We start from the raw sequence: 21584 nt of genomic DNA on the forward strand, positions 1-21584 counted from the left end.
TCGCAAGCTCTCCGCGTTCAGCCAACATCGCGCGGAAGACAATGGCGTTCCGCGCTGACAGGTTCAAGTCCGGAGCGAATGGCAGGCTCCCTGCGGCTTGCCTTGTCATGCTCCGGTTTCCTTGCAATCGTATTGAACCCACAACAGAAATCGCAAATCACAACGCGGGCAGAAACGCCATGATCGAGCACACGGTCGATATCGAGACCAAGGACGGCAAGACCACGACCTTCATCACCCATCCCGAGCGCAGTGGACCGTTTCCCGTCGTGATCTTCTACATGGATGCGCCGGCGATCCGCGAGGAGCTGCGCGACATGGCGCGCCGACTCGGCACCTCGGGCTACTACGTGATGCTGCCCAACCTCTACTACCGGTCCGGCGTGATGGAGCTCGGCCCGATACCGCCGGACCCCGACGCACCCGAGCGCAAGCGCATGTTCGGATACATGAACTCGATCAACATTCCGCTGGTCATGGAAGACACCAAGGCGCTGCTCGCCTATGCCGAGACGCAAAAAGCCGCGAACACCGGGATCGTCGGCACCGTCGGCTACTGCATGAGCGGCCGCTATGCGGTGAATGCCGCGACGCACTTCCCCGACCGGGTCAAGGCCGCCGCCTCGATCTACGGCACGCATCTGGCGACCGACCAGCCCGACAGCCCGCACCTCGCCGCAGCGAAGACCAAGGCCGAACTCTATTTCGCCTGCGCCGAGACCGACATCTATGCGCCGGCGGAGATCATCGAGCAGGTGAAGGCGGGCATGACGGGATCGAACAACGAGGTCGAGATCTATCCCGGCACGCATCACGGCTTTGCGTTCCCCAAGCGCCCGGTCTATGACCGCGACGCCGCCGAACGCCACTGGGAGCGGCTGCTTGCTCTCTATCGCCGCAACCTCGTGAGCTGAGCCTCAAGACGCACGATGCCGTTCCTGCTGATCGACTTCCCGGTCTTCAATCCCGTCGCAGTCTCGCTCGGGCCTGTCGTGATCCGCTGGTATGCGCTGGCCTACATCGTCGGCATCGTGCTGGGCTGGATCTATGCCCGCTCGCTGATCAAGAAGGAGCGGCTTTGGGGCGGGCCGGCGCCGATCACACTGCCGCAGCTCGACGATTTCATCCTCTGGGTCACCATCGGCATCATCGTCGGCGGCCGCACCGGCTACGTGCTGTTCTACAATCTGCCGTTCTTCCTCGCCCACCCGGCGGAAATCTTCGAACTGTGGAAGGGCGGCATGTCGTTCCACGGCGGCTTCCTTGGCTGCGTTGCAGCGGTGATCCTGTTTGCCCGCAGCAACAACGTCTCGATCCCATCACTTGGCGACATCACGACCGCGGTCGCCCCGATCGGGCTTTTCCTCGGACGGCTCGCCAATTTCATCAACAGTGAATTGTGGGGCCGCCCTGCCGATCCGAGCCTGCCCTGGGCCATGATCTTTCCCAATGGCGGGCCGCTGCCGCGCCATCCGAGCCAGCTCTACGAGGCCGGCCTTGAAGGCATCCTGCTGTTCACCGTGCTCGCCATCATGATCCGGATGGGCGCGCTGAAGCGGCCCGGCCTGATCCTTGGCAGCTTCATCACGCTCTACGGCTTTGCCCGAATCACCGGCGAGTTCTTCAGGGAGCCCGATCCGCAGCTCGGATTCCTGTGGGGTGGGCTGACCATGGGTATGCTGCTATCGGTGCCGATGATTATTGTCGGCGCCATCATCATCGTGGCTTCGGCCCGGCACAGGCCGAAGGCGCCGGCGCCGGATTCGATCTAAAGGACCTCCGTGAGCGACGTTTCCCCGCTGCTGGGCGAAATCAAGAAGCTGATCAAACTGTCCGGGCCGATGCCGGTCTGGCGCTACATGGAATTGTGCCTGATGCATCCGCAGCACGGCTACTACCTGTCGCGCGATCCGCTCGGACGGGAGGGCGATTTCACCACCTCACCGGAAGTCAGCCAGATGTTCGGCGAGCTGCTTGGCCTGTGGAGCGCATCGATCTGGAAGGCGATGGGCTCGCCGCCGTCGCTGCGACTGATTGAGCTTGGCCCCGGCCGCGGCACCATGATGGCGGACGCGTTGCGTGCACTCCGCGTGCTGCCGCCGCTCTACCAGTCGCTGAGCGTCCACCTCGTCGAGGTCAATCCGACGCTGCGCGAACGACAGTACGCGACGCTGTCAGGCGTGCATGACATCACCTGGCACGAGAGCATCGACGAGGTGCCGGAAGGCCCGGCCGTGATCCTCGCCAACGAGTACTTCGACGTGCTGCCGATCCATCAGATGGTCCGGCGCGAGACCGGCTGGCATGAGCGCACGGTCGGAATCGATGCCAATGACCGACTATATTTCGCCGCCGCTGCGGAGCCGACACCGCATTTCGAGGTGCTGCTGCCGCCGCTGGTGCGTGCCGCGCCGCTCGGCGCGGTGTTCGAATGGCGGCCCGACACCGAGATCATGAAGCTCGCAACGCGGGTGCGCGACCAGGACGGCGCTGCGCTGATCATCGACTACGGCCATCTGCGCAGCGACGCCGGAGATACCTTCCAGGCCATTGCGCGTCACAGCTTTGTCGATCCGCTGAAGAACCCGGGAGAGGCCGACGTGACCGCGCATGTCGATTTCCAGGCACTGGCAAGGGCCGCCGAGGATGTCGGGGCGCGCGTGCACGGGCCGGTGACGCAGGGAGATTTCCTTAAACGCCTCGGCGTCGAGGCCCGCGCCGCCGGGCTGATGGCGAAGGCATCGCCGGAGGTCTCGGCCGACATCGCAGGCGCCCTGAGGCGGCTGACCGATTCCGGCCGCGGCGGGATGGGCTCGATGTTCAAGGTCATGGCCGTGTCCGATCCGCGCATCACCTCGATCGCCGGGCTGAGCGATCTGCCTGACGAGGCTGAACAGTCATGACATTGGGATCACCGCTGCTGTCGGCCATTCCGGGCTTGCGTCACGCCTTCTTCTCGCGCGAAGGCGGCGTGTCCGAGGGCATCTATGCCGGCCTCAATGGCGGCCTCGGCTCGCGCGATGACCCCGCGCATGTCGCCGAGAACCGGCGGCGGATGGCTGAGCAACTGGGCGTGCCGCTCACCCATTTCCTCAGCGTGCACCAGACTCACTCGCCCGACGTCGTGATTGCGACCGGTCCGTGGGACGGCGCCGCGCGGCCGAAAGCGGACGCGCTCGTCACGCGGACCGAGGGCCTGGCGATCGGCGTCACGGCGGCCGACTGCGGGCCGATCCTGTTCGTCGATCCCAATGCGCGGGTGATCGGTGCCGCCCATGCCGGCTGGAAGGGCGCGCTGACCGGCATTCTGGAATCCACCATCGAAGCGATGGAGAAGCTTGGCGCCGACCGCGCCGGCATCGTCGCGGCGATCGGTCCGCTGATCCGCCAGGAGTCCTACGAAGTCGGCGGTGAATTCGTCGAACGCTTCATCGAGGCCGACGCCGAGAACGGCATGTTCTTCATTCCGGGCGAACGCGAGGGACATGCGATGTTCGATCTCGCCGGCTTCATCCGCATGCGGCTGGAGAACGCCGGCGTGCTGATGATCGACGATCTCGGCATCGACACCTATTCCGACGAACGCTTTTTTAGCTACCGCCGCTCCGTGCACCGCAAGGAGGCGGACTACGGCCGCCACGTTCACGCCATCGCGCTGACGCGCGAATAGGGAGCGCGCCCCGGCAGCGGGTCGGTGGGTCGGCCGCGACGTCGGTTTGATCGCGGCAGCAAATATGCGCCGCACGATCGCTGCGCGCTCCGCATCCTCTGACTGACCAAGGAATTCGGTCCTGTCCCTCGCAACGCTTCGCCCCGCCGATCGGTTAACCGCTGTGTTCTCCCTGCCCTAGACGTTAAGGCGGTTTAACGATATCGCAGGACGCAATGAGGGAAGCGTCAAACAGCCAGTTTCAAACTGGGACAATCGTGCGCGCGGCGATCGCGGCCACATGGCTTGCGCTCGCCTGCGCGCTCGGCGGCTGCGCCAATGGCGGTGCCGCTGCCGACGCCTATGCCATGGCCAGCACGGGCAGCGGCGCGACCGTCGCGTTCGAATCGATCGACGGCCCGCCACCTCAGGTGTTCGATCGCATGGTGAGCGTGCTCGACAGCGAGTCCAAGCTCCGCAGCCTGTCGATCGTGTCGCGCGAAGGCACTGCCGCCTATCGCGTGCGTAGCTATTTGGCAGCGCAGGTGGTGCGGGGCCGCACCATGATCGCGTGGGTCTGGGACGTCTACGACAGCAACCAGCAACGCACGCTCCGGCTTTCAGGCGAGGAGCCTGCAGGCAAGGCCGGCCGCGATGCCTGGGCGTCAGCCGATGACCTGGTCCTGCGCAAGATCGCCCAGGCCGGCCTGAGCGGCCTCTCCAGCATGATCAGTGGTGGCCCGGCGGACAGCCCGGCGCCCGCACCCGCCCCGGCGCCGGACCTGCATGGGGCCGTGGTCGCCAGCGCTCCGGCGCCGGCCGCATCCGAGACCGTGGCACTCGGATATTCCGCTAACTAAAGCCCGTGTTTTCCCGGAAAACAGCCATTTTTGGTCCGGGAAAATGGCGTGAATGGGTTGCCAGCCAAGGCGCCTGCCTGATATTCCCTCGCGCACCGAAAACCCGCCGGTTCTATAGGGACTTGAGATGCTGAACGTCGTATCCAGCAAGCCGCGGGGGGAAGCATCGATGTCGGCAAAAAACGGATCCATCAAGCTCGTCGCCGGCAACTCCAATCCTGCGCTGGCGCAAGACATCGCCAAGGGACTTGGCATCGAACTGACCAAGGCCGTGGTCCGGCGTTTCGCCGATATGGAGATCTTCGTTGAGATCCAGGAGAACGTCCGCGGCTCGGACATGTTCATCCTGCAATCGACGTCGTTCCCGGCCAACGACAATCTGATGGAGTTGCTGATCATCACCGACGCGCTGCGGCGCTCCTCCGCGCGCCGCATCACGGCAGTAATTCCCTATTTCGGCTATGCCAGACAGGACCGCCGCTCCGGCTCGCGCACGCCGATCTCGGCCAAGCTCGTCGCCAACCTGATCACCCATGCCGGCGTCGATCGCGTCATGACGCTCGACCTGCATGCCGGCCAGATCCAGGGCTTCTTCGATATCCCGACCGACAATCTCTTCGCTGCCCCCCTGATGGTGCGCGACATCCGCGAACAGTTCGACCTCAGCAAGGTGATGGTGGTGTCGCCCGACGTCGGCGGCGTGGCGCGCGCACGCGGGCTCGCCAAGCGCATCAACACCCCGCTCGCGATCGTCGACAAGCGTCGCGAGCGTCCCGGTGAGTCCGAGGTGATGAATGTGATCGGCGACGTCGCCGGCTACAACTGCATCTTGGTCGACGACATCGTGGATTCCGGCGGCACGCTGGTGAACGCGGCCGAGGCGCTGATCGCCCACGGCGCCAAGGAAGTGTCGGCCTACATCACCCACGGCGTGCTGTCCGGCGGCGCCGCCGCGCGCATCGCCTCGTCGCGGCTGAAGCAACTGGTCATCACCGACTCGATCCTGCCGACGGAAGCCGTCAACAAGGCGCCGAACATCCGCACCATCTCGATCGCCGGGCTGATCGCCGAAGCGATCGGCCGCACCGCGGCGGAAGAATCGGTCTCGAGCCTGTTCGATTAATCCAATATTCACCGTCGTCCCTGCGAAAGCAGGGACCCATAACCACAGGACTCCATTGCGGAGCGCGGCTGCGGATCCCAGCCTTCGCGACAACTGACAGTCGTGGTTGTGGGTCCCGGCTCAAGGCCGGGACGACACTGAGTTTGCGGCCCCGCCTCGTCAAAATCCCGGCCGCGGAACGTGGCTCATCAGCGTCCGCACATAGCCGCCGTCGACGATGATCTCCTCGCCGTTCACATAGGACGACCGGTCGCTCGCCAGGAACAGGATCGCGTCCGCCATGTCCTGCGGCGCGCCGACCCGGCGCATCGGCACCGCCGCACTGCGGCGTTCGGTAACCCCTGGCGTATCGTAGAAGGCCTGGCTCATCGGCGTGACCACGAGGCCGGGGCTGACGACGTTGCTGCGGATGCCGTGTGGCCCCCACTCAGTGGCAAGCTGCTGCGACAGCATCACGACTCCGGCCTTGCTGACGCTATAGGCGCCGCTCTGCTGCTGCGCGTTGCTGGCGGCGATCGAAGCAACATGGATGATGCTGCCGTGGCCGGCTTGTCGCATCTGACGGCCGAATGCCTGCGCGCAGAGGAAATAGCCGGTGAGGTTGACCGCAAGCACCGCGTTCCATTCCGCGAGGGCCAGCGTATCGAGCCCGCCCGGGCGCAGTACGGCAGCGGTGTTGACGAGAATGGCGCACGGCCCCAGTACGCGCGCGACCGTCTCGGCGGCCACGCCGACACTCTCCGCGCTGGTGGTGTCGCAGCTTGCGACAAGGTGGCCGTCGCCGAATTCGCGCAGCCTTGCCTTGGTCTCTTCAAGCCCGCGCTCGTCGCGATCGATGGCTGCAACCTTGACGCCCGCACGCGCAAGACTGACCGCCGTGGCGCGGCCGATGCCGCCGCCTCCGCCGGTGACGACGGCAACGCGATCCGACAGGCCGAGCCAGTCGGACGAATGATGTTCGGTCATGGGCGCCTCCCGCGCATTTGATTTATGCCCGCGAGCATAACCGAACGCGCGGCAAACATGCGCGATCCCGGCACGCATGCCGGAATCGCGTTTGTGCCTGATCTGGCGCGGGCGCAGGCTCTAGCTAGCTAGCGATCCCCGCCGCGACCTGGCCGCGTAGCCGCTCCAGGCTGAGCAGCGTCTTGGCGCAGGCCTCCGCGGCCTCCATGCCCTTGATGACGAAGTGCCGCCGGAAGAAATCCTGGTGCACTTCGGTCTCGTGGAATTGCTGCGGCGTCAGGACCGCAGAGAACACCGGCACTTCGGTGCGCAGTTGCACGTCCATCAACGCCTTGATCACGGTATCGGCGACGAATTCATGGCGATAGATGCCGCCGTCGACGACGAGCCCTGCGGCGACGATCGCGGTGTAGCGGCGCGTCTTTGCCAGGATCTGCGCGTGCAGCGGGATCTCGAATGAGCCCGGCACCTCGAACACATCGACATTGGTGATGTGACGCGCCTCGATCTCCTTCAGGAAGGAGATGCGGCATTCATCCACCACCTCGCGATGCCAGCACGCCTGCACGAAGGCGACGCGCTGCGGCTTCGCGAACCGCGGATGGTCCGGCACCGGCGGAGCGGCCGGCGTTTCGGGAGCAATATCTGCTTGGGAGGTCTCGACTTCAGCGTCTTGCAACATCTGATTCATGGCTTTCCTCTTTCAGGACCAGAATCAGGGCACACGGACCACGACAAGAGCCCCACGCGAATCCGCGCGGGCTGCCGCAACCGTTCTCTTTCATCCGGACTGTAACCGTCGGCTTCGGAGTTGCACCGAATCTGCTGACCCTTCCTCGTTCTTGAGGAAGGCGCTCGCGGGCTTGGGCTCATCGCCCTTACCGCCGGTGGGGATTTCCACCCCGCCCTGAGAACATCGGCACGCCCGGGATGGACGCGCCTGGCGACAAATATGACCAATGCGCGACAGCCAGGCAAGATGCTTCGGCATGGGGAATTGGCATGTCCCCATGAGCGCGTTGCGAGTCTTGCGGCGGCGTTTTGAGCTCCGGTGCCCCCGATTCACGGGGGCGAGGAAGCGGAGGCGATTGGTTAACAATCCGTTACCAGCCCGCTCCGATTCCGATTTGTTCTCAAATTAACTCAAGCTGCAGCGATCAGTTGTGGACGAGGCGCGCTTTGGCTGTGGACGGACTCGGCGTGCGGTTGCGCGGATTCCGCAAATCACATCACTTCATCCGCGTCAGGTCCAGGGGCATCCGGAAGCCCGTTTCAGGAGCTGCACTCGGCCACGACGCAGTTTGTCGCGCTTGCCGGCTTCCGTGTGCGTATCAACAGATCATAAGAACAAGGGTCGAGACGGTATGTCCCTCCTCGAAGGCATTATCGAGTCCCGGAGTAATCCGCTTGCGGTGGTCGAAGATATCGCCACCGACAACAACTGGGCGTTCGAGCGTTCCGGCGACGACGAGGTGACGATCGTCTCCAAGGGCGACTGGATCGACTATGAACTCTCCTTCACCTGGATGGGTGAGATCGAGGCGCTGCATCTCGCCTGCGCCTTCGACATGAAGATTCCACCGGCGCGACGCGCCGAAGTGCAGCGGCTGATCGCCGCGATCAACGAGCAACTGTGGGTCGGCCATTTCGATCTGTGGACCCACACCGGCATGATCATGCATCGTCAGGCGCTGGTGCTGCCCGCCGGCCTCACCGCATCCGCGTCGCAATGCGAGAGCATGCTGGTCAACGCGATCCAGGCCTGCGAGCGCTACTACCCCGCGTTCCAGTTCGTGGTCTGGGCCGGCAAGTCGGCGGCGGAGGCAATGTCGGCCGCGATGTTCGATACCGAGGGCGAGGCGTAGGAACCGCTCGGTCTGTCCGCGCGCTCGGTGTCGTCCCTGCAAAAGCAGGGACCCATACTCCGCGGCCCTCGTGGCTGAGCAAACTGCTTGTGGCTCGCTTCTCGCTTCACTAGAACCGCTTGTGGTTATGGGTCCCTGCTCCCGTGCGCAATTGCGCACTAGGCAGGGACGACACAGAGTTTGTGGAGCGACTCGTGAACACAAGCAGCGCATTGAAGAACACCACCGGCACCATCGCCCTTGCCGGCGCCGGCAAGATGGGCGGCGCGATGTTGACCGGCTGGCTCGCACAGGGGCTCGCGCCCGATCGGGTCGTGGTAATCGATCCGCAGCTTTCACCTGAGATTTCCGCGCTTGCCGCGCAGGGCGTCCGCCTCAATCCGAAAGCTCAGGACGTCGGGGCGGTCGATACGCTGGTCGTCGCGGTGAAGCCGCAATCGTTTCGCGAGGCGGGAGCCGCGCTAAAGGCCTTCGTCGCTCCCTCGACATTGGTGGTCTCGATCATGGCCGGCACACCGATCGCGGCGCTGCAAGAGGTCTGCGGCGGCGCGGTGGTGCGCGCGATGCCGAACACGCCGGCGGCGATCGGCCGCGGCATCACGGTCGCCGTGCCGGCGAGCAACGTCACCGCCGCGCAGCGTGCCACGGCGAATGCGCTGTTGCAGGCGACCGGGCTCGTCGAATGGGTTCAGGACGAAAGCCTGATGGATGCGGTGACCGCGGTCTCCGGCTCCGGTCCGGCCTATGTATTCCTGCTCGCCGAAGAGCTCGCGCGCGCCGGCGTCGCGGCCGGTCTGCCGGAGCAACTCGCAACCACGTTGGCGCGGGCGACCGTCGCAGGCTCCGGCGAACTGCTGCATCGATCGGAGCTGCCGTCCGCGACCTTGCGTCAGAACGTCACCTCGCCCGGCGGCACCACGGCCGCGGCCCTCGAGGTGCTGATGGCCAAGGACGGGATGCAGTCGCTGATGACCCGCGCCATCGCCGCGGCGACCAGGCGCTCGAAGGAATTGGCGAAGTAGGCCAGATGGTGGCAGGGCGCAGTCGGTCGCTCTATGTCGCGAGAATGCGGATGCACATTCTCTCGGCCGTCATGGCGCGCCACCGGGTCGCGCGAACGCGCGCCCGATGACAGGCTCCGGCGGGCCATCCACTACGCCGCGGCCTCTCGATTCAACCACCGGCCTCTCTGGAATACTGGATCACCCGCATGCGCGGGTGATGACACCGCGCCGCTTGACACGTGAACTTGGAACTGCCCCTGCCGGAGCGTGAGACCTATGTCGCACCAAGCCTTCGGTTGAAATTCGCGACATTGATCAGGCCGCGCGCGTGACGGCCTTCGCCAAGCTTGCGCGCGCCTTCGAAGGCCTCGACCTCGAAGCGGATCACGCGGCGCTCGACTGCGATCACCCTTGCCGTGGTCCGCACCGTGGCGCCCACGAGAGCCGCGGCGAGATGCCGGATATCGACCTCGGTGCCGACGGTGACCCAACCGGGCTGCAGCGCCTCACGGATGGCATCGCCCGACGCCATCTCCATCTCCAGGATCATCATCGGCGTCGCATAGACCATCGGCATATCAGGCACGAAATGCCCGACCGTGCGGTCCGGCGGCACGACGAGGGTGCGCTCAGCGCCCATGCCGATCTTGATGAAGTCGCGTGCGTCCATAGATGCCTCAAGACCGGTGTCGTCCCGGCCTTGAGCCGGGACCCATAGCCACCAATGCCGGCCGTCACGAAGGCTGGGGCCCCAGCGCACATAACAACCGGCATCAGTGGTTGGGTCCCTGCTTTCGCAGGGACCACGTGTGGAGAGATCGGGGCTATTTCTTCGCGGCCGCCGCGCGCTCGACGAAGGATTTGCCGCCCTTCATCTTGTGATGCAGCGGCGCTTCGTTGATCTGGATCACGACGGCTTCCGCATCGACGCCGAGGTTCTTCACCAGCGCTTGCGTGATGTCGCGCATCATGCCGAGCTTCTGCTCTTCGGTGCGGCCGGCGGCCATGCTGACGGTGATCTCAGGCATCTACTCTCTCCCTTGCGTTGCATGGCGTGGCCGAGACTGTCGCGACCATCCACGTTCTTCATCATCAAACAAGACGCGGGGATCAGGCACAAGGCCGGAGGCGACATCACGAGCGAATAGCTAGCCCCACGTCACGTCATGCCGCGCCAGGACCTCGCGGACCCTGGCGACCAGATCGGCCTCGGCACAGGAGAACTGCGCGGGCCGCGTTTCGCGCCATTCCTGGTTGGAGGCGATGGCGGCGGCGGCCTTGGCGCCCTCGATCAGATCCTTGATCTGCACTTCGCCGCGCGCCTTCTCGTCGGAGCCCTGGATGATCACGCAGGGCGAGTTGCGGCGGTCGGCATATTTGAGTTGGTTGCCCATGTTCTTCGGATTGCCGAGATAGAGCTCGGCGCGGATATTCGCGCTGCGCAGCCGCGCGACCATCTGCTGGTAATCGGCGACGCGGTCGCGGTCGAACACGGTGACGACCACCGGGCCGAATTCGGCCCGCGTATCCAGCTTGCCGAGCATCGTCAGCGCAGCCTGCAGGCGCGACACGCCGATCGAGAAACCGGTCGCGGGCACCGGCTCGCCGCGGAAGCGCGAGACGAGACCGTCGTAGCGGCCGCCACCGCCGACCGAGCCGAACCGCACCGGGCGGCCCTTCTCGTCCTTGGTGTCGAGCAGCAGCTCAACCTCGTAGACCGGGCCTGTGTAGTATTCGAGGCCGCGGACGACCGAGGGATCGATTGAAATTTGAGATTTTGAATAGCTTGAGCTCTGACACAACCGAGCAATGTCTGCGAGCTCGTCAAGACCTGCCAAATACCTTGCATTGTTTGGAAGGGCTCTCCGGAGACGCTCGACCCGCTCCACGTTGTCGTAGTCGCTGCTCAGGTAGCCATCTCCGGGTTCGTCTTCTCGTATGTGGACGGACACTGAGACCATTGGGCGCTCACGAATTCTATCTCTCGAGGCGAAGTTGACTGTGGTGAGATCCCCGCCGTTAACGTACGTTAGAATAATACCAATCTGTTCATCCGACAGATTCGCGCCGGCTGTTATGTCGCCGCTCTCGTCGACACGACCTGGCCCCAGGAGGCGAGCGACTTCGCCCATTCCGAGCCGATCAAGTTTGTCAATCGCCCTGAGTACCGTGAGCTTCTGAGCAGCGGCATCGTCACCGAGTCCGATCGCCTCGAGCACCCCATCAAGCACCTTGCGGTTGTTCACCTTCACGACATACGCGCCACGCGGAATGCCGAGCGCCTCCATTGTGTCGGCCGCCATCATGCAGATTTCGGCATCGGCCGCCGGCGTCGCCGAGCCGACGGTGTCGGCGTCGAATTGCATGAACTGGCGGAAGCGGCCGGGGCCGGGCTTCTCGTTGCGGAACACGTAGCCGAAGCGATAGGAGCGATACGGCTTCGGCAGGTGATCGAAGTTTTCCGCGACATAGCGCGCGAGCGGCGCGGTCAGGTCGTAGCGCAGCGAGATCCACTGCTCGTCATCGTCCTGGAACGAGAACACGCCCTCGTTGGGACGATCCTGGTCGGGCAGGAACTTGCCGAGTGCGTCGGTGTACTCCATCGCCGGCGTTTCCACCGGCTCGAATCCGTAGAGCTCGTAGACGGCGCGGATTTTCTCCACCATCTGCCGCGTGGCGTTGATCGCGGCCGGGCCACGATCCTCCAGCCCGCGCGGCAGGCGCGCCTTTAATTTCTGGGGTTTTTTGGGTTTTTCGGCCATGGCACATGTCGGCTGTAAGTCAGTATTGACTTGGCGCCGGGGTTACCAGCCGAGGCCCCGGGCGGCAAGCCCGGGGACGTTCCCCTGCTCAGGTAGACGACGCGCGCCCCAGACACCGCGGAGCAAGTCCGCCGCCCCGCTCAGCGGACCTCTCTGATCCAGTTATGCGGGTCGTTGGTGCGGCCGTACTGGATGTCGACCAGCTTCTTGCGCAGCCCCATGGCGACCGGGCCTGCCACGCCGCCGCTGATCTGAAAATCGCCGCTCGCGGAGCACACTTTGCCGATCGGCGAGATCACGGCCGCGGTGCCGCAGGCGAAGGCTTCCTTCAGCTTGCCGCTGGCGGCGTCCGCGCGCCACTGCTGGATCGTATAGGGCTCCTCGCGCACGCGCGTGCCGGTGTCCCTGGCGAGCGCGATGATCGAGTCGCGAGTGATGCCGGGCAGGATCGTGCCGAGCGGCGGCGTCGACAGCGAGCCGTCGTCGAACACGAAAAAGATATTCATGCCGCCGAGCTCTTCGATGTAGCGACGCTCGACCGCGTCGAGGAACACGACCTGATCGCAGCCGCGATCGATCGCCTCGGCCTGCGCACGCAGGCTCGCGGCATAATTACCCCCGCATTTGACGGCGCCGGTGCCGCCGATCGCCGCGCGGGTGTAGTTCTCGGACACCCAGATCGACACCGGCGCGGGCCCGCCCTTGAAATAGGAGCCGACCGGAGAGGCGATGACCGAGAAGATGTATTCGGCCGACGGCTTCACCCCGAGGAAGATCTCGCTCGCGATCATGAAGGGCCGCAGGTAGAGGCTGCCCTCGCCGCCCGGAATCCACGCACGGTCGATCCGCACGAGCTGTTCGACCGCTTCGATGAACACCGGCTCCGGCAGCGGCGCCATAGCCATGCGCTCGGCCGAATCGTGGAAGCGCCGCGCATTGGCGTCGGGCCGGAACAGGTTCACGCCGCCATCGTCGCGCTTGTAAGCCTTGAGACCTTCGAAAATTTCCTGTGCGTAGTGCAGCACAGCGCCGGCCGGATCGAGGGGAAAATTCGCGCGCGCCTCGACGCGCGCGCCATGCCAGCCCTTCGCCTGATTGTAGCGGACGATGGCCATGTGATCGGTGAACACCCGGCCGAAGCCCGGATCCACGAGCTTGGCCGCACGATCCTTGTCGGATGTCGGGTTTGCCGCAGGCTGGATTTCGAATTTCAAACTCATCTTGTCGCTTTCCGCTCTCGAAACCGGCGCGATGTCTGGCGCCGGCCTGTTTCCCCCGGGCCTGCTGGCCTGGTTGGTCCGGACCTCACCCATCGCCAGCCCAAGAGCCGGTTTCCGGCGCCAACATGCCGTTTAGACATGCTTTTGCGGAATGCTGAAGTCCAGTATGTTTGCCGAAATGCCGCTCGACAATCGCACGGTAGTCCAATTCGCGGCCCAAACCGCCACCACTGGCTTTTTCAGGCCGCCTCAAACGCTGTCGAGGACAAAACGACCTAATGTTTCGTCCTGATAGGCAGTTTTGTAACATTGAACCCAAGATACGTCAATATGGCTGACATAAATTTCTCCGGCATGGCTGGCCAGCCCGATTCGCAGGGAGGCGACCACGCGCCTTCTGCGGAGGGCGCGCGCGATCTGCGCTGGGACATTATCGAGCTCCTGTTCTTCGCCTATCGCGACTTCGTCGGCGACGCCGATCAGGAGCTGGAGGCGTTCGGCTTCGGTCGCGCTCATCACCGGGTGATCCACTTCGTCACCCGCTACCCCGGACTGAAGGTCGCCGACCTGCTCGATGTGCTGCGCATCACCAAGCAGTCGCTCGGGCGCGTGCTCAAGCAACTGCTCGACGAAGGCTACATCGTGCAGAAGACCGGCAACAACGATCGCCGGCAGCGCCTGCTCTATGCAACGCCCAAGGGCGAGGCGCTGGTCGCCAGGCTCGCGGGGCTGCAGACCGACCGCATCAACCGCGCGGTCGCTGGCATCGATGCCACCGGCATCGAGACCGTTCGTCAGTTCCTGCGCGCGATGATCGACCGCGACGACCCCGACAAGGTGCTCGAAGCGATCTTCGGCGGCGGCAGAAAAACAAGGGAGTGACCGTGGCGCAGACTGCAACCATGGTGCGGCCGCCGGCCGAGCCGGCCGACGATGCACCGCATCTCCTCCTGGTCGACGATGACCGGCGCATTCGCGACCTGCTGTCGCGCTTTCTTTCCGGCGAAGGCTACCGCGTCACAACCGCGCTGAGCGCCAGCGACGCGCGCGCCAAGCTGCTGGGACTGCACTTCGACCTCCTCATCCTCGACGTCATGATGCCCGGCGAGAACGGCTTCGATCTCGCCCGCTTCATCCGCTCCTCCTCGTCGGTGCCGATCATCATGCTGACTGCGCGCCACGAGGCCGAAGCCCGCATCGAGGGCCTGCAGATCGGCGCCGACGACTATGTCGCCAAGCCGTTCGAGCCGCGCGAGCTGGTGCTGCGCATCGGCAATATCCTCAAGCGCACCGCACCGCCGCAGGTCACCGCCGTCGAGCAGATCGCCTTCGGTCCCTACGTCTTCCACATCGAGCGCAGCGAGCTGCGCCAGGGCGAGGAGATCATTCATCTCACCGACCGCGAGCGCGAGATGCTGCGCATCCTGGCCTCCAGCCCGGGCGAAACCGTGCCGCGCGCCGCGCTGACCAGCGGCGGTACCGTCAACGAGCGCGCGGTCGACGTGCAGATCAACCGCCTCCGCCGCAAGATCGAGCACGATCCTGCCAATCCGCTGTTCCTGCAGGCCGTGCGCGGCATCGGCTATCGCCTGGTGGCTGCCCCCTGAAGTCTCGCCCATGAGCACGATCGACTCCGGCCTCACCCTGATCCGCAACGCGTCGCAGCGCGTGTCGAAGGCCAATGGCTGGATGGGCAATGCGTTCAAGAGCTGGATGCCGACCGGCCTCTATGCGCGCGCATTGCTGATCATGATCGTGCCGATGGTGGTGCTACAGACCGTGGTCGCCTTCGTGTTCATGGAGCGACACTGGAACACGGTGACACGGCGCCTGTCGGCCGCGGTGGTATCGGACATCGCCGCGCTGATCGATGTCTACAAGAACTATCCGCAGGACAAGGACCGCACGCAGCTTCGCCACATCGCCCAAAAACTGCAGCTCGTGGTCGATTTCCTCCCCGCGGGCGACATGCCGCCGCCGGGACCGAAGCCGTTCTTCTCGCTGCTCGACCAGACGCTGTCGGTGCAGCTCGGGCGGCAGATCAACCGGCCGTTCTGGATCGACACCGTCGGCAAGTCCAACCTCGTCGAGATCCGGGTGCAGCTCGATGATTCCGTGATGCGGATCTTCGCCCAGCGCAGCGCGGCCTACGCCTCCAACTCGGAGATCTTTATCTTCTGGATGCTCGGCACCTCGACGATCCTCTTGATCGTCGCCGTCCTGTTCCTGCGCAACCAGATCAAGCCGATCCTCAGGCTCGCCGATGCCGCCGAAAGCTTCGGCAAGGGCCGCGAGGCGCCGAATTTCCGGCCGCGCGGCGCGCGCGAGGTGCGGCGCGCGGCGCAGGCCTTCATCGAGATGAAGGCACGCGTCGAGCGTTCGATCGAGCAGCGCACCGCAATGCTGGCCGGCGTCTCGCATGACCTGCGCACCATTCTGACGCGCTTCAAGCTGGAGCTCGCCCTGCTTGGCGAAGGTCCCGAGATCGAGGCGATGCGCAAGGACGTCGACGAGATGTCGATGATGCTGGAGGACTATCTCGCCTTCGCGCGCGGCGATTCCGGCGAGGTGGCGCAGCCGACCGACATGGCGATGGCGCTGGAGGAGCTGCGCAGCGACGCCGAACGCCATGGTCACGTCGCGACGGTGGCATTCCATGGGCTGCCGGTCGTAACGGTGAAGCCGGCCTCGTTCAAGCGCTGCCTCGGCAACCTTGTCTCCAATGCGGCGCGCCATGCCGACACGATCTCGATCACCGGCCATCGCGATCATCGCTATCTCACCGTGACCGTCGACGACGATGGCCCCGGCATTCCGTCGAACATGCGCGAAGAGGTGTTCAAGCCGTTCCTGCGGCTCGACGATGCCCGCAACCAGGACGAAGGCGGCACCGGACTGGGACTTGCGATCGCGCGCGACATCGCCCGCTCGCATGGCGGCGATATCATGCTCGGCGAAAGCCCGATGGGTGGCTTGCGGGCGGCGGTTCGCGTGCCGGTGTAGCGAATATCTGGGCCGATCCGTCATCCTGAGGTGCGAGCGCTTGCGAGCCTCGAAGGATGCACGGCCACCGTCCGGGCCGTCGTGCTTCGAGACGCGCGCCTTGCGCGCTCCTCAGCATGACGGAGAGGAGATATGATCAGGCGCTCTGCAAGAACTGAATGCAGCGCCCTACTTCTGCTTCGGCAGCAGGCCCTTGAGCTTTTCCATGTCTTTGACGTTCATCTTCATGCCGCCGGGCATGACGATGTCACCGGGCTTCTGGTCGCTCTTGCACGCGCCGAGCCATTTCGCCTCGATCGTCGTCACGCTGTCGCGGGCGCCGGACGGGCCGCCCTCCGCGTGCGAGGTGCTCTTGACCGTATAGGCCGAGTTGAAGTCGCCGACGATCTCGGCATGCGAGGTCACGGTCACCCCGGCGACGCCACAGACGCTATCGCTGACATAGCCGGTGGCGGTCTTCTGGATGTCCTGCTTGGAGCAGACCTGCTTGGCCATCGGCGCGGCCGTCGTGCTCATCTCCTTGTCCGTGGACTCGTCGGTGCAGTGCTGCATGGTCATTTCCGGCATCGATGAGCCGGTCTTGACCATCTTCATCTCCCACAAGCCCGCCTTGCGGGTCGGCAGATCGACCGCGCTGGCAGCCCCGGCCGACACCACCAGGCAAACAGCCGAACCAAGCAAAGCAAGACGTCGCGTCATGGCGATTGCCTCCGGACTAACCGATCGCAGGGTTCGCGCGGCGCTCAGTAGCGCGTGTGCAACGGCCGCTCCGAAGAGCCGTAGGGCACCCAGCGGCAGGCAAACGAGATATAGCCACCCGGGTAGGATTGCACGGAGAGGAATTTCACCACCTTGCCGTACGAAGCGCAGTGCTCGACGGCGAGCTGCCGCGCATCGGCCTGCATCGCCAGTGAATAGGCAATGATACCGCCGGTGTCATTGCCCTTGAACGGCGGTACCGGCTGCAACCAATCGGCCCGCGCCGGCGCGACGGCCAGCATCCCGCAGACGGCAACCAGGCACGCGGCCAATTTCGTTCGCATCGCAGACTCCATTTCGCTTGAAGCCAACATAGAGCGCGCCGGCGGTCGTGAAAAGAATGACCGGTTCGCCGAAAGTGGACTTCTCCGCAGGTGTTGCCGCGCTGCACTTGACCTTGCCGGGGCTTCACGGCACCGTCCGCCGCATCGGAATATCGGTGGATTCCCATGCGCGACCTGTTCATGTCAGCCAAGAAGCTCGGCGTTGGTGCCGCGCTCGTGTTCGGCCTGTTGGCTTCCGGGGGGACGGCGCAGGCCGCCAACCCCTTCGAGCTGAATTTCTGGCTGTCAGGGCCGCGCTATGACGGCAACGTTGCACCTTGCGAGAGGGCCCTGCCCGTCATCAGCGAGCAATTCCACGAGAAGGAAGCCACCTTCTGGAATTCACCGCTTGTGATCACCGGTTACGACCGCATCCACGAGACCGCCTTCCGTCCGTGGCAGTCCGACAATATTCCCCGCCGTTATTGCTCCGGAAACGTGATGCTGAACGACGGCAAGATGCGCAAGGTGCACTTTTCGATCATCGAGGATGGCGGCTTCGCCAGCTTCAGCCAGGGCGTCGAATGGTGCGTCACAGGGCTCGACCGCAACTGGGCCTACAACCCCTCCTGCCGCGCCGCGCGGCCCTGATTTTCCCGCCAGATTGACGACAGAGCGTCCGCGCGCCATCCGCTCGCGGGCTGATGAGCGCTTTTGTTCTTGAAATGTTCCAGCCGACTGATAGGTTCCAGCCGTCAGTGAGGGAGCGCTTAATGTATCGGTTGGTCACAATTTCCCGATTTCTGGTTTCACTTGCGGCGCTGGTGCTGTGCACCACGGTCGCTGTGTCAGCTCAGGACCGGCGGCAGAATGCACCGGGCGAGTTCGATTTCTACGTACTGTCGCTGTCATGGTCGCCCTCCTACTGCGAGGCGGCGAGCGAACGCGGCAACAACGGCCGCGGCACGCAAGCTCAATGCGGGGGGCGGCCGTACTCGTTCGTGGTGCACGGCCTCTGGCCGCAATATGAGCGCGGTTTTCCGGAGTACTGCCAGCGGCCCTCGCCGCGGCTCGCCCGGGGCATCATGAGCTCGATGCTCGACCTGATGCCCGCTCCCGGGCTGATCTACAATGAGTGGGACAAGCACGGCACCTGCTCGGGCCTTGGCGAGCGTGCCTATTTCGAGACCGTCCGCAAGGCGCGCGCCGCCGTGAAGATCCCCGAGGAATTTCTGCAATTGTCGGAGCCGAAGACGATCTCGCCCGACGACCTGGAAGCTGCATTCATCAAGGTCAATCCGGGGCTCAGCAGCTCGGCGATCGCGGTCACGTGCGACAGCAGGAGGCTCAGCGAGGTGCGGATCTGCCTCAGCAAGGATCTGCAGTTCCGTTCCTGTGAAGAGATCGATCGCCGCGCCTGCCGCCGCGACCAGGTGCTGATGCCGCCGATGCGCGGCGGCTAGGACTCCCCGTCCAGCTCTGTGGCGAGCCTCAGCGACGTCCACGCCCGCCTGCGCCGACGAGCGAAGACGGACAGGTCGCCGCGCGTGCCATGACGTGGTAACGGCTATCGCATGAACTACCGTCACGCGTTTCATGCCGGCAACTTCGCCGATGTCATCAAGCACATCGTGCTGGTGCGCATGCTCACCTATTTGCAGGAGAAGCAGGCCGCGTTCCGCGTCATCGACACCCATGCCGGCGCCGGGCTGTACGATCTGACGTCGAGTGAGGCGCAACGTGGCGGCGAATGGCTCACCGGCATCGCGCGGCTGATGCAGGCGCGCTTCTCCGATAAGGCGCAGCCGCTGGTCGCGACGTATCTCGACATCGTCAGGGCGTTCAATCCGAAGGCAGAGCTGAAGGCCTATCCCGGCTCGCCCTTGATCGCACGGGCCCTGCTGCGACCACAGGATCGCCTCACCGCTTGCGAGATCGAACCAACCGCGCGCAAGCAACTGATCGACGCGTTGCGGCGCGACACGCAAGCCCGCGTCGTCGATCTCGACGGCTGGACGGCGCTTCCTGCCTTCGTGCCACCGAACGAGCGGCGCGGCCTCGTGGTGATCGATCCGCCATTCGAGGCGAAGGACGAGTTCGAGCGGCTGGCCAAGGGCTTTTCGGACGCGTTCGCAAAGTGGCCGACCGGCGCGTATCTTTTGTGGTACCCCGTAAAATCCCGGAGGGCCACCGACGACCTCGCGCGCAGCGTGGCCGCGGCAGCCGCAACCAGCAAACCGGCCGGCAAGTGCTTGCGTTTGGAATTCAGCGTGGCGCCGCAGGAGACCGGCGGTGGCCTCGTTTCCAGCGGGCTTTTGATGGTGAATCCACCATGGACGCTGGCGAGCGAGCTGAAGATCATCCTGCCCGAACTCGAGAAGCCGCTAGGTCAGGGCGGTGCAGCCCGCTTCAAACTCGAAATGCCTAAACCTTAATGGCCCACCGAAAAGTGTGATTTGAGCGTAGTCAATCTGCGCGGAACCGTATTATGCTCATCCTGTTACGACTGGCTTTACGTTCCGCTTCCGCGAATGGTTGCGGCGGAGTGACAAGGCCGAAATAAAAATCCAGGCAGACCGGCGGCGTGACGCCGGCCTGTTCAGGTGGCCAAGCTTCCGACAAGCGAATGTCGGTCAACCGCTGCACGGCGTGCGCGCAGCGGTGGAGCAATACGGGGGAGGAGTTTCCCGATGGCCATGACTGGGACGGTCAAGTTCTTCAACGGCGAGCGGGGCTACGGCTTCATCAAGCCTGATGATGGCGGTCGCGATGTGTTCGTTCACATCACAGCCGTCGAGCGGGCGGGATTGAAGGACCTGACTGAAGGACAGCGCATTACATTCGAGGTCGAACCGGACAAGAAGGGCAAAGGCCCCAAGGCGGTCAACCTGGTGGTTTCATCGTGAGTGCGGGCGTGATCCGGATATTCGGAAGGCTTGCTTCCGAATTGGGGTCATGCGCGAATAAAAGACCTGAGATCGTGTCGCGATTGTATCCGATCGCATCGTGATCCCGGGCTCACGACGAAAGCGGAATGACGCGTTGCGTGTGAGCTGACTGCCGGGCACACGACCCGTGCTCGCTGCGTGATCACCTGCATGGTGCGGCCGCCTGAGGGCGGACTCCGCAGAGTCGGAAACGTGCGGCCGACCGAAATACCTGGATCCGCCGCGTTGATGCCGCCCTCTTCCGCGACCTTTCGCCAATATAAAAAGAAACCCGGCCGCGCGAGGCGCAGCCGGGAGTTGATGGTCGACGTCTTCTTGTTCTCAGAAGTGATAATTGATGCCGGCGCGGACCAGGCTGAAGCCGTAGCCGTTGGCCGCGCCGCCGGTGAGAGCGAAGTTGCTGGTGGCGAGATCGACAAAGAGATATTCGACCTTGGCGCTCCAGTGCGGAGCAAAGCCCATTTCGACGCCGGCGCCGATGGTCCAGCCTGCATTGGTGTGGGTCTCCGAGAAGCCGAACGTCTCGCCGCGCAGTTCGCCGAAGGCGAGACCGCCGGTTCCGTAGAACATCACGTTGTTGAACGTGTAGCCGACGCGGCCACGCACGGTGCCGAACCAGGGATTGGAGAACTTCCAGGGTGCAAATGTATCGTCAGCGGCCGAGGCCTGGATGTCGCCTTCGATGCCGAACACCCAAGGCGTGCCGTTCTGGAAGTTGTAGCCGGCCTGGACGCCGCCGGCGAAGCCGGAGGGCCGGGTCGGGTTGTTGTCGATCGAGCCCCAGTTGTAGCCGATATTGCCGCCGAGATAGGGGCCGGCCCAGCTATAGGCGTTCAGCGGCTGATAGACCGTGTACGGCGATCCGTAGTTGACGTCGGCCGCTGCCGCCGAAGTCGTCCAGCCTGCGACGATCAGCGCCAGCACGCGCAAAACCAACCGGGTCATCGATACTCTCCACCACGCAACTGCCGCCACCCACCGGCCTTGGGCGGTCGGCATGGTTACGGAATTCCACTTTCTTCTCAAAAGTTTATCGAGAGTTTTAAGTTAAAGGGTTGTTAAGACCGGTTTACCGGGCGCTGATCAGTCTTAACAAGCCGTTGCACGCCCGCCCTCACGGCTGTGCGTGACGGATAACCCTCTGCAATCCGCCCTCTTTTCC

Annotated in this window: 24 protein-coding genes and 1 riboswitch; of the genes, 15 read left to right on the top strand and 9 right to left on the bottom strand. The window is 64.3% G+C overall.

The features are described from left to right. Positions 1-179 precede the first annotated feature (179 nt). The 6 genes from P6U25_RS30220 to P6U25_RS30245 all read left to right on the top strand — a co-directional run bounded on the left by P6U25_RS30220 (position 180) and on the right by P6U25_RS30245 (position 5632). Positions 180-914, top strand: a complete 735-nt coding sequence (locus tag P6U25_RS30220; RefSeq protein ID WP_407148398.1) for a dienelactone hydrolase family protein — start codon at positions 180-182, stop codon at positions 912-914. Between the two features lie 15 nt (positions 915-929). Further along, positions 930-1772 carry a prolipoprotein diacylglyceryl transferase gene (gene lgt, locus P6U25_RS30225; RefSeq protein WP_407148399.1) on the top strand — a complete coding sequence of 281 codons (843 nt, stop codon included), beginning with the start codon at positions 930-932 and terminating at the stop codon, positions 1770-1772. Positions 1773-1841: 69 nt separating this feature from the next. Continuing rightward, the gene (locus P6U25_RS30230) at positions 1842-2903 is read left to right on the top strand and encodes a class I SAM-dependent methyltransferase (protein ID WP_407152657.1); all 1062 of its coding nucleotides are present in this window, start codon (positions 1842-1844) and stop codon (positions 2901-2903) included. Beyond that, positions 2900-3670, top strand: coding sequence for a peptidoglycan editing factor PgeF (gene pgeF, locus P6U25_RS30235; RefSeq protein ID WP_407148400.1), 771 nt, complete (start codon positions 2900-2902; stop codon positions 3668-3670). The genes P6U25_RS30230 and pgeF overlap by 4 nt, the downstream gene beginning before the upstream one ends. Before the next feature lie 215 nt (positions 3671-3885). After that, positions 3886-4509, top strand: a complete 624-nt coding sequence (locus tag P6U25_RS30240) for a hypothetical protein (RefSeq protein ID WP_407148401.1) — start codon at positions 3886-3888, stop codon at positions 4507-4509. Between the two features lie 169 nt (positions 4510-4678). Continuing rightward, positions 4679-5632, top strand: a complete 954-nt coding sequence (locus tag P6U25_RS30245; protein WP_407148402.1) for a ribose-phosphate pyrophosphokinase — start codon at positions 4679-4681, stop codon at positions 5630-5632. 159 nt (positions 5633-5791) lie between these two features. Here the strand turns inward: P6U25_RS30245 and P6U25_RS30250 are convergent, their stop codons facing one another. Together P6U25_RS30250 and P6U25_RS30255 are read right to left on the bottom strand one after the other, a co-directional pair. After that, positions 5792-6598, bottom strand: a complete 807-nt coding sequence (locus P6U25_RS30250) for an SDR family NAD(P)-dependent oxidoreductase (RefSeq protein WP_407148403.1) — start codon at positions 6596-6598, stop codon at positions 5792-5794. A gap of 124 nt (positions 6599-6722) precedes the next feature. Beyond that, the gene (locus P6U25_RS30255; protein WP_407148404.1) at positions 6723-7289 is read right to left on the bottom strand and encodes a 6,7-dimethyl-8-ribityllumazine synthase; all 567 of its coding nucleotides are present in this window, start codon (positions 7287-7289) and stop codon (positions 6723-6725) included. Between the two features lie 78 nt (positions 7290-7367). Further along, positions 7368-7517, bottom strand: a riboswitch (FMN riboswitch). Positions 7518-7962: 445 nt separating this feature from the next. Between P6U25_RS30255 and P6U25_RS30260 the strand changes: the two genes are divergently transcribed. Next, complete coding sequence (locus tag P6U25_RS30260) at positions 7963-8463, top strand: YbjN domain-containing protein (protein WP_407148405.1); 501 nt, start codon at positions 7963-7965, stop codon at positions 8461-8463. Positions 8464-8720: 257 nt separating this feature from the next. Further along, a complete protein-coding gene (gene proC / locus P6U25_RS30265; RefSeq protein ID WP_407152658.1) occupies positions 8721-9485 on the top strand; it encodes a pyrroline-5-carboxylate reductase in 765 nt (254 codons plus the stop codon). Between the two features lie 256 nt (positions 9486-9741). Here proC and P6U25_RS30270 read toward each other — a convergent pair whose 3' ends face one another. From P6U25_RS30270 to P6U25_RS30285, 4 genes are all read right to left on the bottom strand, one after another. Then, positions 9742-10137 (bottom strand): thioesterase family protein, encoded by a 396-nt coding sequence (locus tag P6U25_RS30270; protein WP_407148406.1) that lies wholly within the window; start codon positions 10135-10137, stop codon positions 9742-9744. A gap of 154 nt (positions 10138-10291) precedes the next feature. After that, complete coding sequence (locus P6U25_RS30275; protein ID WP_211987987.1) at positions 10292-10495, bottom strand: tautomerase family protein; 204 nt, start codon at positions 10493-10495, stop codon at positions 10292-10294. A gap of 120 nt (positions 10496-10615) precedes the next feature. After that, complete coding sequence (hisS, locus tag P6U25_RS30280) at positions 10616-12229, bottom strand: histidine--tRNA ligase (protein ID WP_407148407.1); 1614 nt, start codon at positions 12227-12229, stop codon at positions 10616-10618. A gap of 140 nt (positions 12230-12369) precedes the next feature. Beyond that, complete coding sequence (locus P6U25_RS30285) at positions 12370-13449, bottom strand: branched-chain amino acid aminotransferase (protein ID WP_407148408.1); 1080 nt, start codon at positions 13447-13449, stop codon at positions 12370-12372. Between the two features lie 330 nt (positions 13450-13779). Between P6U25_RS30285 and P6U25_RS30290 the strand changes: the two genes are divergently transcribed. Genes P6U25_RS30290 through P6U25_RS30300 form a run of 3 tightly spaced genes read left to right on the top strand, consistent with a single transcriptional unit; the run spans position 13780 to position 16452 of the window. Then, positions 13780-14331, top strand: a complete 552-nt coding sequence (locus tag P6U25_RS30290) for a MarR family winged helix-turn-helix transcriptional regulator (protein ID WP_407148409.1) — start codon at positions 13780-13782, stop codon at positions 14329-14331. A 20-nt stretch (positions 14332-14351) separates the two neighbouring features. After that, complete coding sequence (locus P6U25_RS30295; protein ID WP_407152659.1) at positions 14352-15056, top strand: response regulator; 705 nt, start codon at positions 14352-14354, stop codon at positions 15054-15056. A gap of 10 nt (positions 15057-15066) precedes the next feature. After that, complete coding sequence (locus tag P6U25_RS30300; protein WP_407148410.1) at positions 15067-16452, top strand: ATP-binding protein; 1386 nt, start codon at positions 15067-15069, stop codon at positions 16450-16452. A 168-nt stretch (positions 16453-16620) separates the two neighbouring features. On the opposite strand, the gene P6U25_RS30305 is transcribed toward P6U25_RS30300, so the two are convergent. Next, positions 16621-17151, bottom strand: coding sequence for a DUF3617 domain-containing protein (locus P6U25_RS30305; protein WP_407148411.1), 531 nt, complete (start codon positions 17149-17151; stop codon positions 16621-16623). A gap of 44 nt (positions 17152-17195) precedes the next feature. Then, complete coding sequence (locus P6U25_RS30310; RefSeq protein WP_407148412.1) at positions 17196-17495, bottom strand: hypothetical protein; 300 nt, start codon at positions 17493-17495, stop codon at positions 17196-17198. A 165-nt stretch (positions 17496-17660) separates the two neighbouring features. On the opposite strand from P6U25_RS30310, the gene P6U25_RS30315 reads away from it, so the two are divergent. The 4 genes from P6U25_RS30315 (at position 17661) to P6U25_RS30330 (ending at position 20380) form a co-directional block, all read left to right on the top strand. Continuing rightward, the gene (locus P6U25_RS30315; protein ID WP_407148413.1) at positions 17661-18125 is read left to right on the top strand and encodes a hypothetical protein; all 465 of its coding nucleotides are present in this window, start codon (positions 17661-17663) and stop codon (positions 18123-18125) included. 122 nt (positions 18126-18247) lie between these two features. Beyond that, a complete protein-coding gene (locus tag P6U25_RS30320; protein ID WP_407148414.1) occupies positions 18248-18937 on the top strand; it encodes a ribonuclease T2 family protein in 690 nt (229 codons plus the stop codon). A 111-nt stretch (positions 18938-19048) separates the two neighbouring features. Continuing rightward, a complete protein-coding gene (locus P6U25_RS30325; RefSeq protein WP_407148415.1) occupies positions 19049-19909 on the top strand; it encodes a 23S rRNA (adenine(2030)-N(6))-methyltransferase RlmJ in 861 nt (286 codons plus the stop codon). A 255-nt stretch (positions 19910-20164) separates the two neighbouring features. Beyond that, positions 20165-20380 (top strand): cold-shock protein, encoded by a 216-nt coding sequence (locus tag P6U25_RS30330; protein WP_066502379.1) that lies wholly within the window; start codon positions 20165-20167, stop codon positions 20378-20380. 363 nt (positions 20381-20743) lie between these two features. Here the strand turns inward: P6U25_RS30330 and P6U25_RS30335 are convergent, their stop codons facing one another. Further along, a complete protein-coding gene (locus P6U25_RS30335) occupies positions 20744-21367 on the bottom strand; it encodes an outer membrane protein (protein ID WP_407148416.1) in 624 nt (207 codons plus the stop codon). Between the last annotated feature and the right edge of the window lie 217 nt (positions 21368-21584).

Source organism: Bradyrhizobium sp. ORS 86 (genome assembly GCF_045571475.1).
In the GTDB taxonomy this organism is placed as follows: Bacteria; Pseudomonadota; Alphaproteobacteria; order Rhizobiales; family Xanthobacteraceae; genus Bradyrhizobium.

Coding starts and splice junctions, on each gene's coding strand:
- P6U25_RS30220 (WP_407148398.1), top strand. CDS start 180: ATGATCGAGCACACGGTCGATATCGAGACCAAGGACGGCAAGACCACG.
- lgt (WP_407148399.1), top strand. CDS start 930: ATGCCGTTCCTGCTGATCGACTTCCCGGTCTTCAATCCCGTCGCAGTC.
- P6U25_RS30230 (WP_407152657.1), top strand. CDS start 1,842: ATGCCGGTCTGGCGCTACATGGAATTGTGCCTGATGCATCCGCAGCAC.
- pgeF (WP_407148400.1), top strand. CDS start 2,900: ATGACATTGGGATCACCGCTGCTGTCGGCCATTCCGGGCTTGCGTCAC.
- P6U25_RS30240 (WP_407148401.1), top strand. CDS start 3,886: ATGAGGGAAGCGTCAAACAGCCAGTTTCAAACTGGGACAATCGTGCGC.
- P6U25_RS30245 (WP_407148402.1), top strand. CDS start 4,679: ATGTCGGCAAAAAACGGATCCATCAAGCTCGTCGCCGGCAACTCCAAT.
- P6U25_RS30250 (WP_407148403.1), bottom strand. CDS start 6,598: ATGACCGAACATCATTCGTCCGACTGGCTCGGCCTGTCGGATCGCGTT.
- P6U25_RS30255 (WP_407148404.1), bottom strand. CDS start 7,289: ATGAATCAGATGTTGCAAGACGCTGAAGTCGAGACCTCCCAAGCAGAT.
- P6U25_RS30260 (WP_407148405.1), top strand. CDS start 7,963: ATGTCCCTCCTCGAAGGCATTATCGAGTCCCGGAGTAATCCGCTTGCG.
- proC (WP_407152658.1), top strand. CDS start 8,721: ATGGGCGGCGCGATGTTGACCGGCTGGCTCGCACAGGGGCTCGCGCCC.
- P6U25_RS30270 (WP_407148406.1), bottom strand. CDS start 10,137: ATGGACGCACGCGACTTCATCAAGATCGGCATGGGCGCTGAGCGCACC.
- P6U25_RS30275 (WP_211987987.1), bottom strand. CDS start 10,495: ATGCCTGAGATCACCGTCAGCATGGCCGCCGGCCGCACCGAAGAGCAG.
- hisS (WP_407148407.1), bottom strand. CDS start 12,229: ATGGCCGAAAAACCCAAAAAACCCCAGAAATTAAAGGCGCGCCTGCCG.
- P6U25_RS30285 (WP_407148408.1), bottom strand. CDS start 13,449: ATGAGTTTGAAATTCGAAATCCAGCCTGCGGCAAACCCGACATCCGAC.
- P6U25_RS30290 (WP_407148409.1), top strand. CDS start 13,780: ATGGCTGACATAAATTTCTCCGGCATGGCTGGCCAGCCCGATTCGCAG.
- P6U25_RS30295 (WP_407152659.1), top strand. CDS start 14,352: ATGGTGCGGCCGCCGGCCGAGCCGGCCGACGATGCACCGCATCTCCTC.
- P6U25_RS30300 (WP_407148410.1), top strand. CDS start 15,067: ATGAGCACGATCGACTCCGGCCTCACCCTGATCCGCAACGCGTCGCAG.
- P6U25_RS30305 (WP_407148411.1), bottom strand. CDS start 17,151: ATGACGCGACGTCTTGCTTTGCTTGGTTCGGCTGTTTGCCTGGTGGTG.
- P6U25_RS30310 (WP_407148412.1), bottom strand. CDS start 17,495: ATGCGAACGAAATTGGCCGCGTGCCTGGTTGCCGTCTGCGGGATGCTG.
- P6U25_RS30315 (WP_407148413.1), top strand. CDS start 17,661: ATGCGCGACCTGTTCATGTCAGCCAAGAAGCTCGGCGTTGGTGCCGCG.
- P6U25_RS30320 (WP_407148414.1), top strand. CDS start 18,248: ATGTATCGGTTGGTCACAATTTCCCGATTTCTGGTTTCACTTGCGGCG.
- P6U25_RS30325 (WP_407148415.1), top strand. CDS start 19,049: ATGAACTACCGTCACGCGTTTCATGCCGGCAACTTCGCCGATGTCATC.
- P6U25_RS30330 (WP_066502379.1), top strand. CDS start 20,165: ATGGCCATGACTGGGACGGTCAAGTTCTTCAACGGCGAGCGGGGCTAC.
- P6U25_RS30335 (WP_407148416.1), bottom strand. CDS start 21,367: ATGACCCGGTTGGTTTTGCGCGTGCTGGCGCTGATCGTCGCAGGCTGG.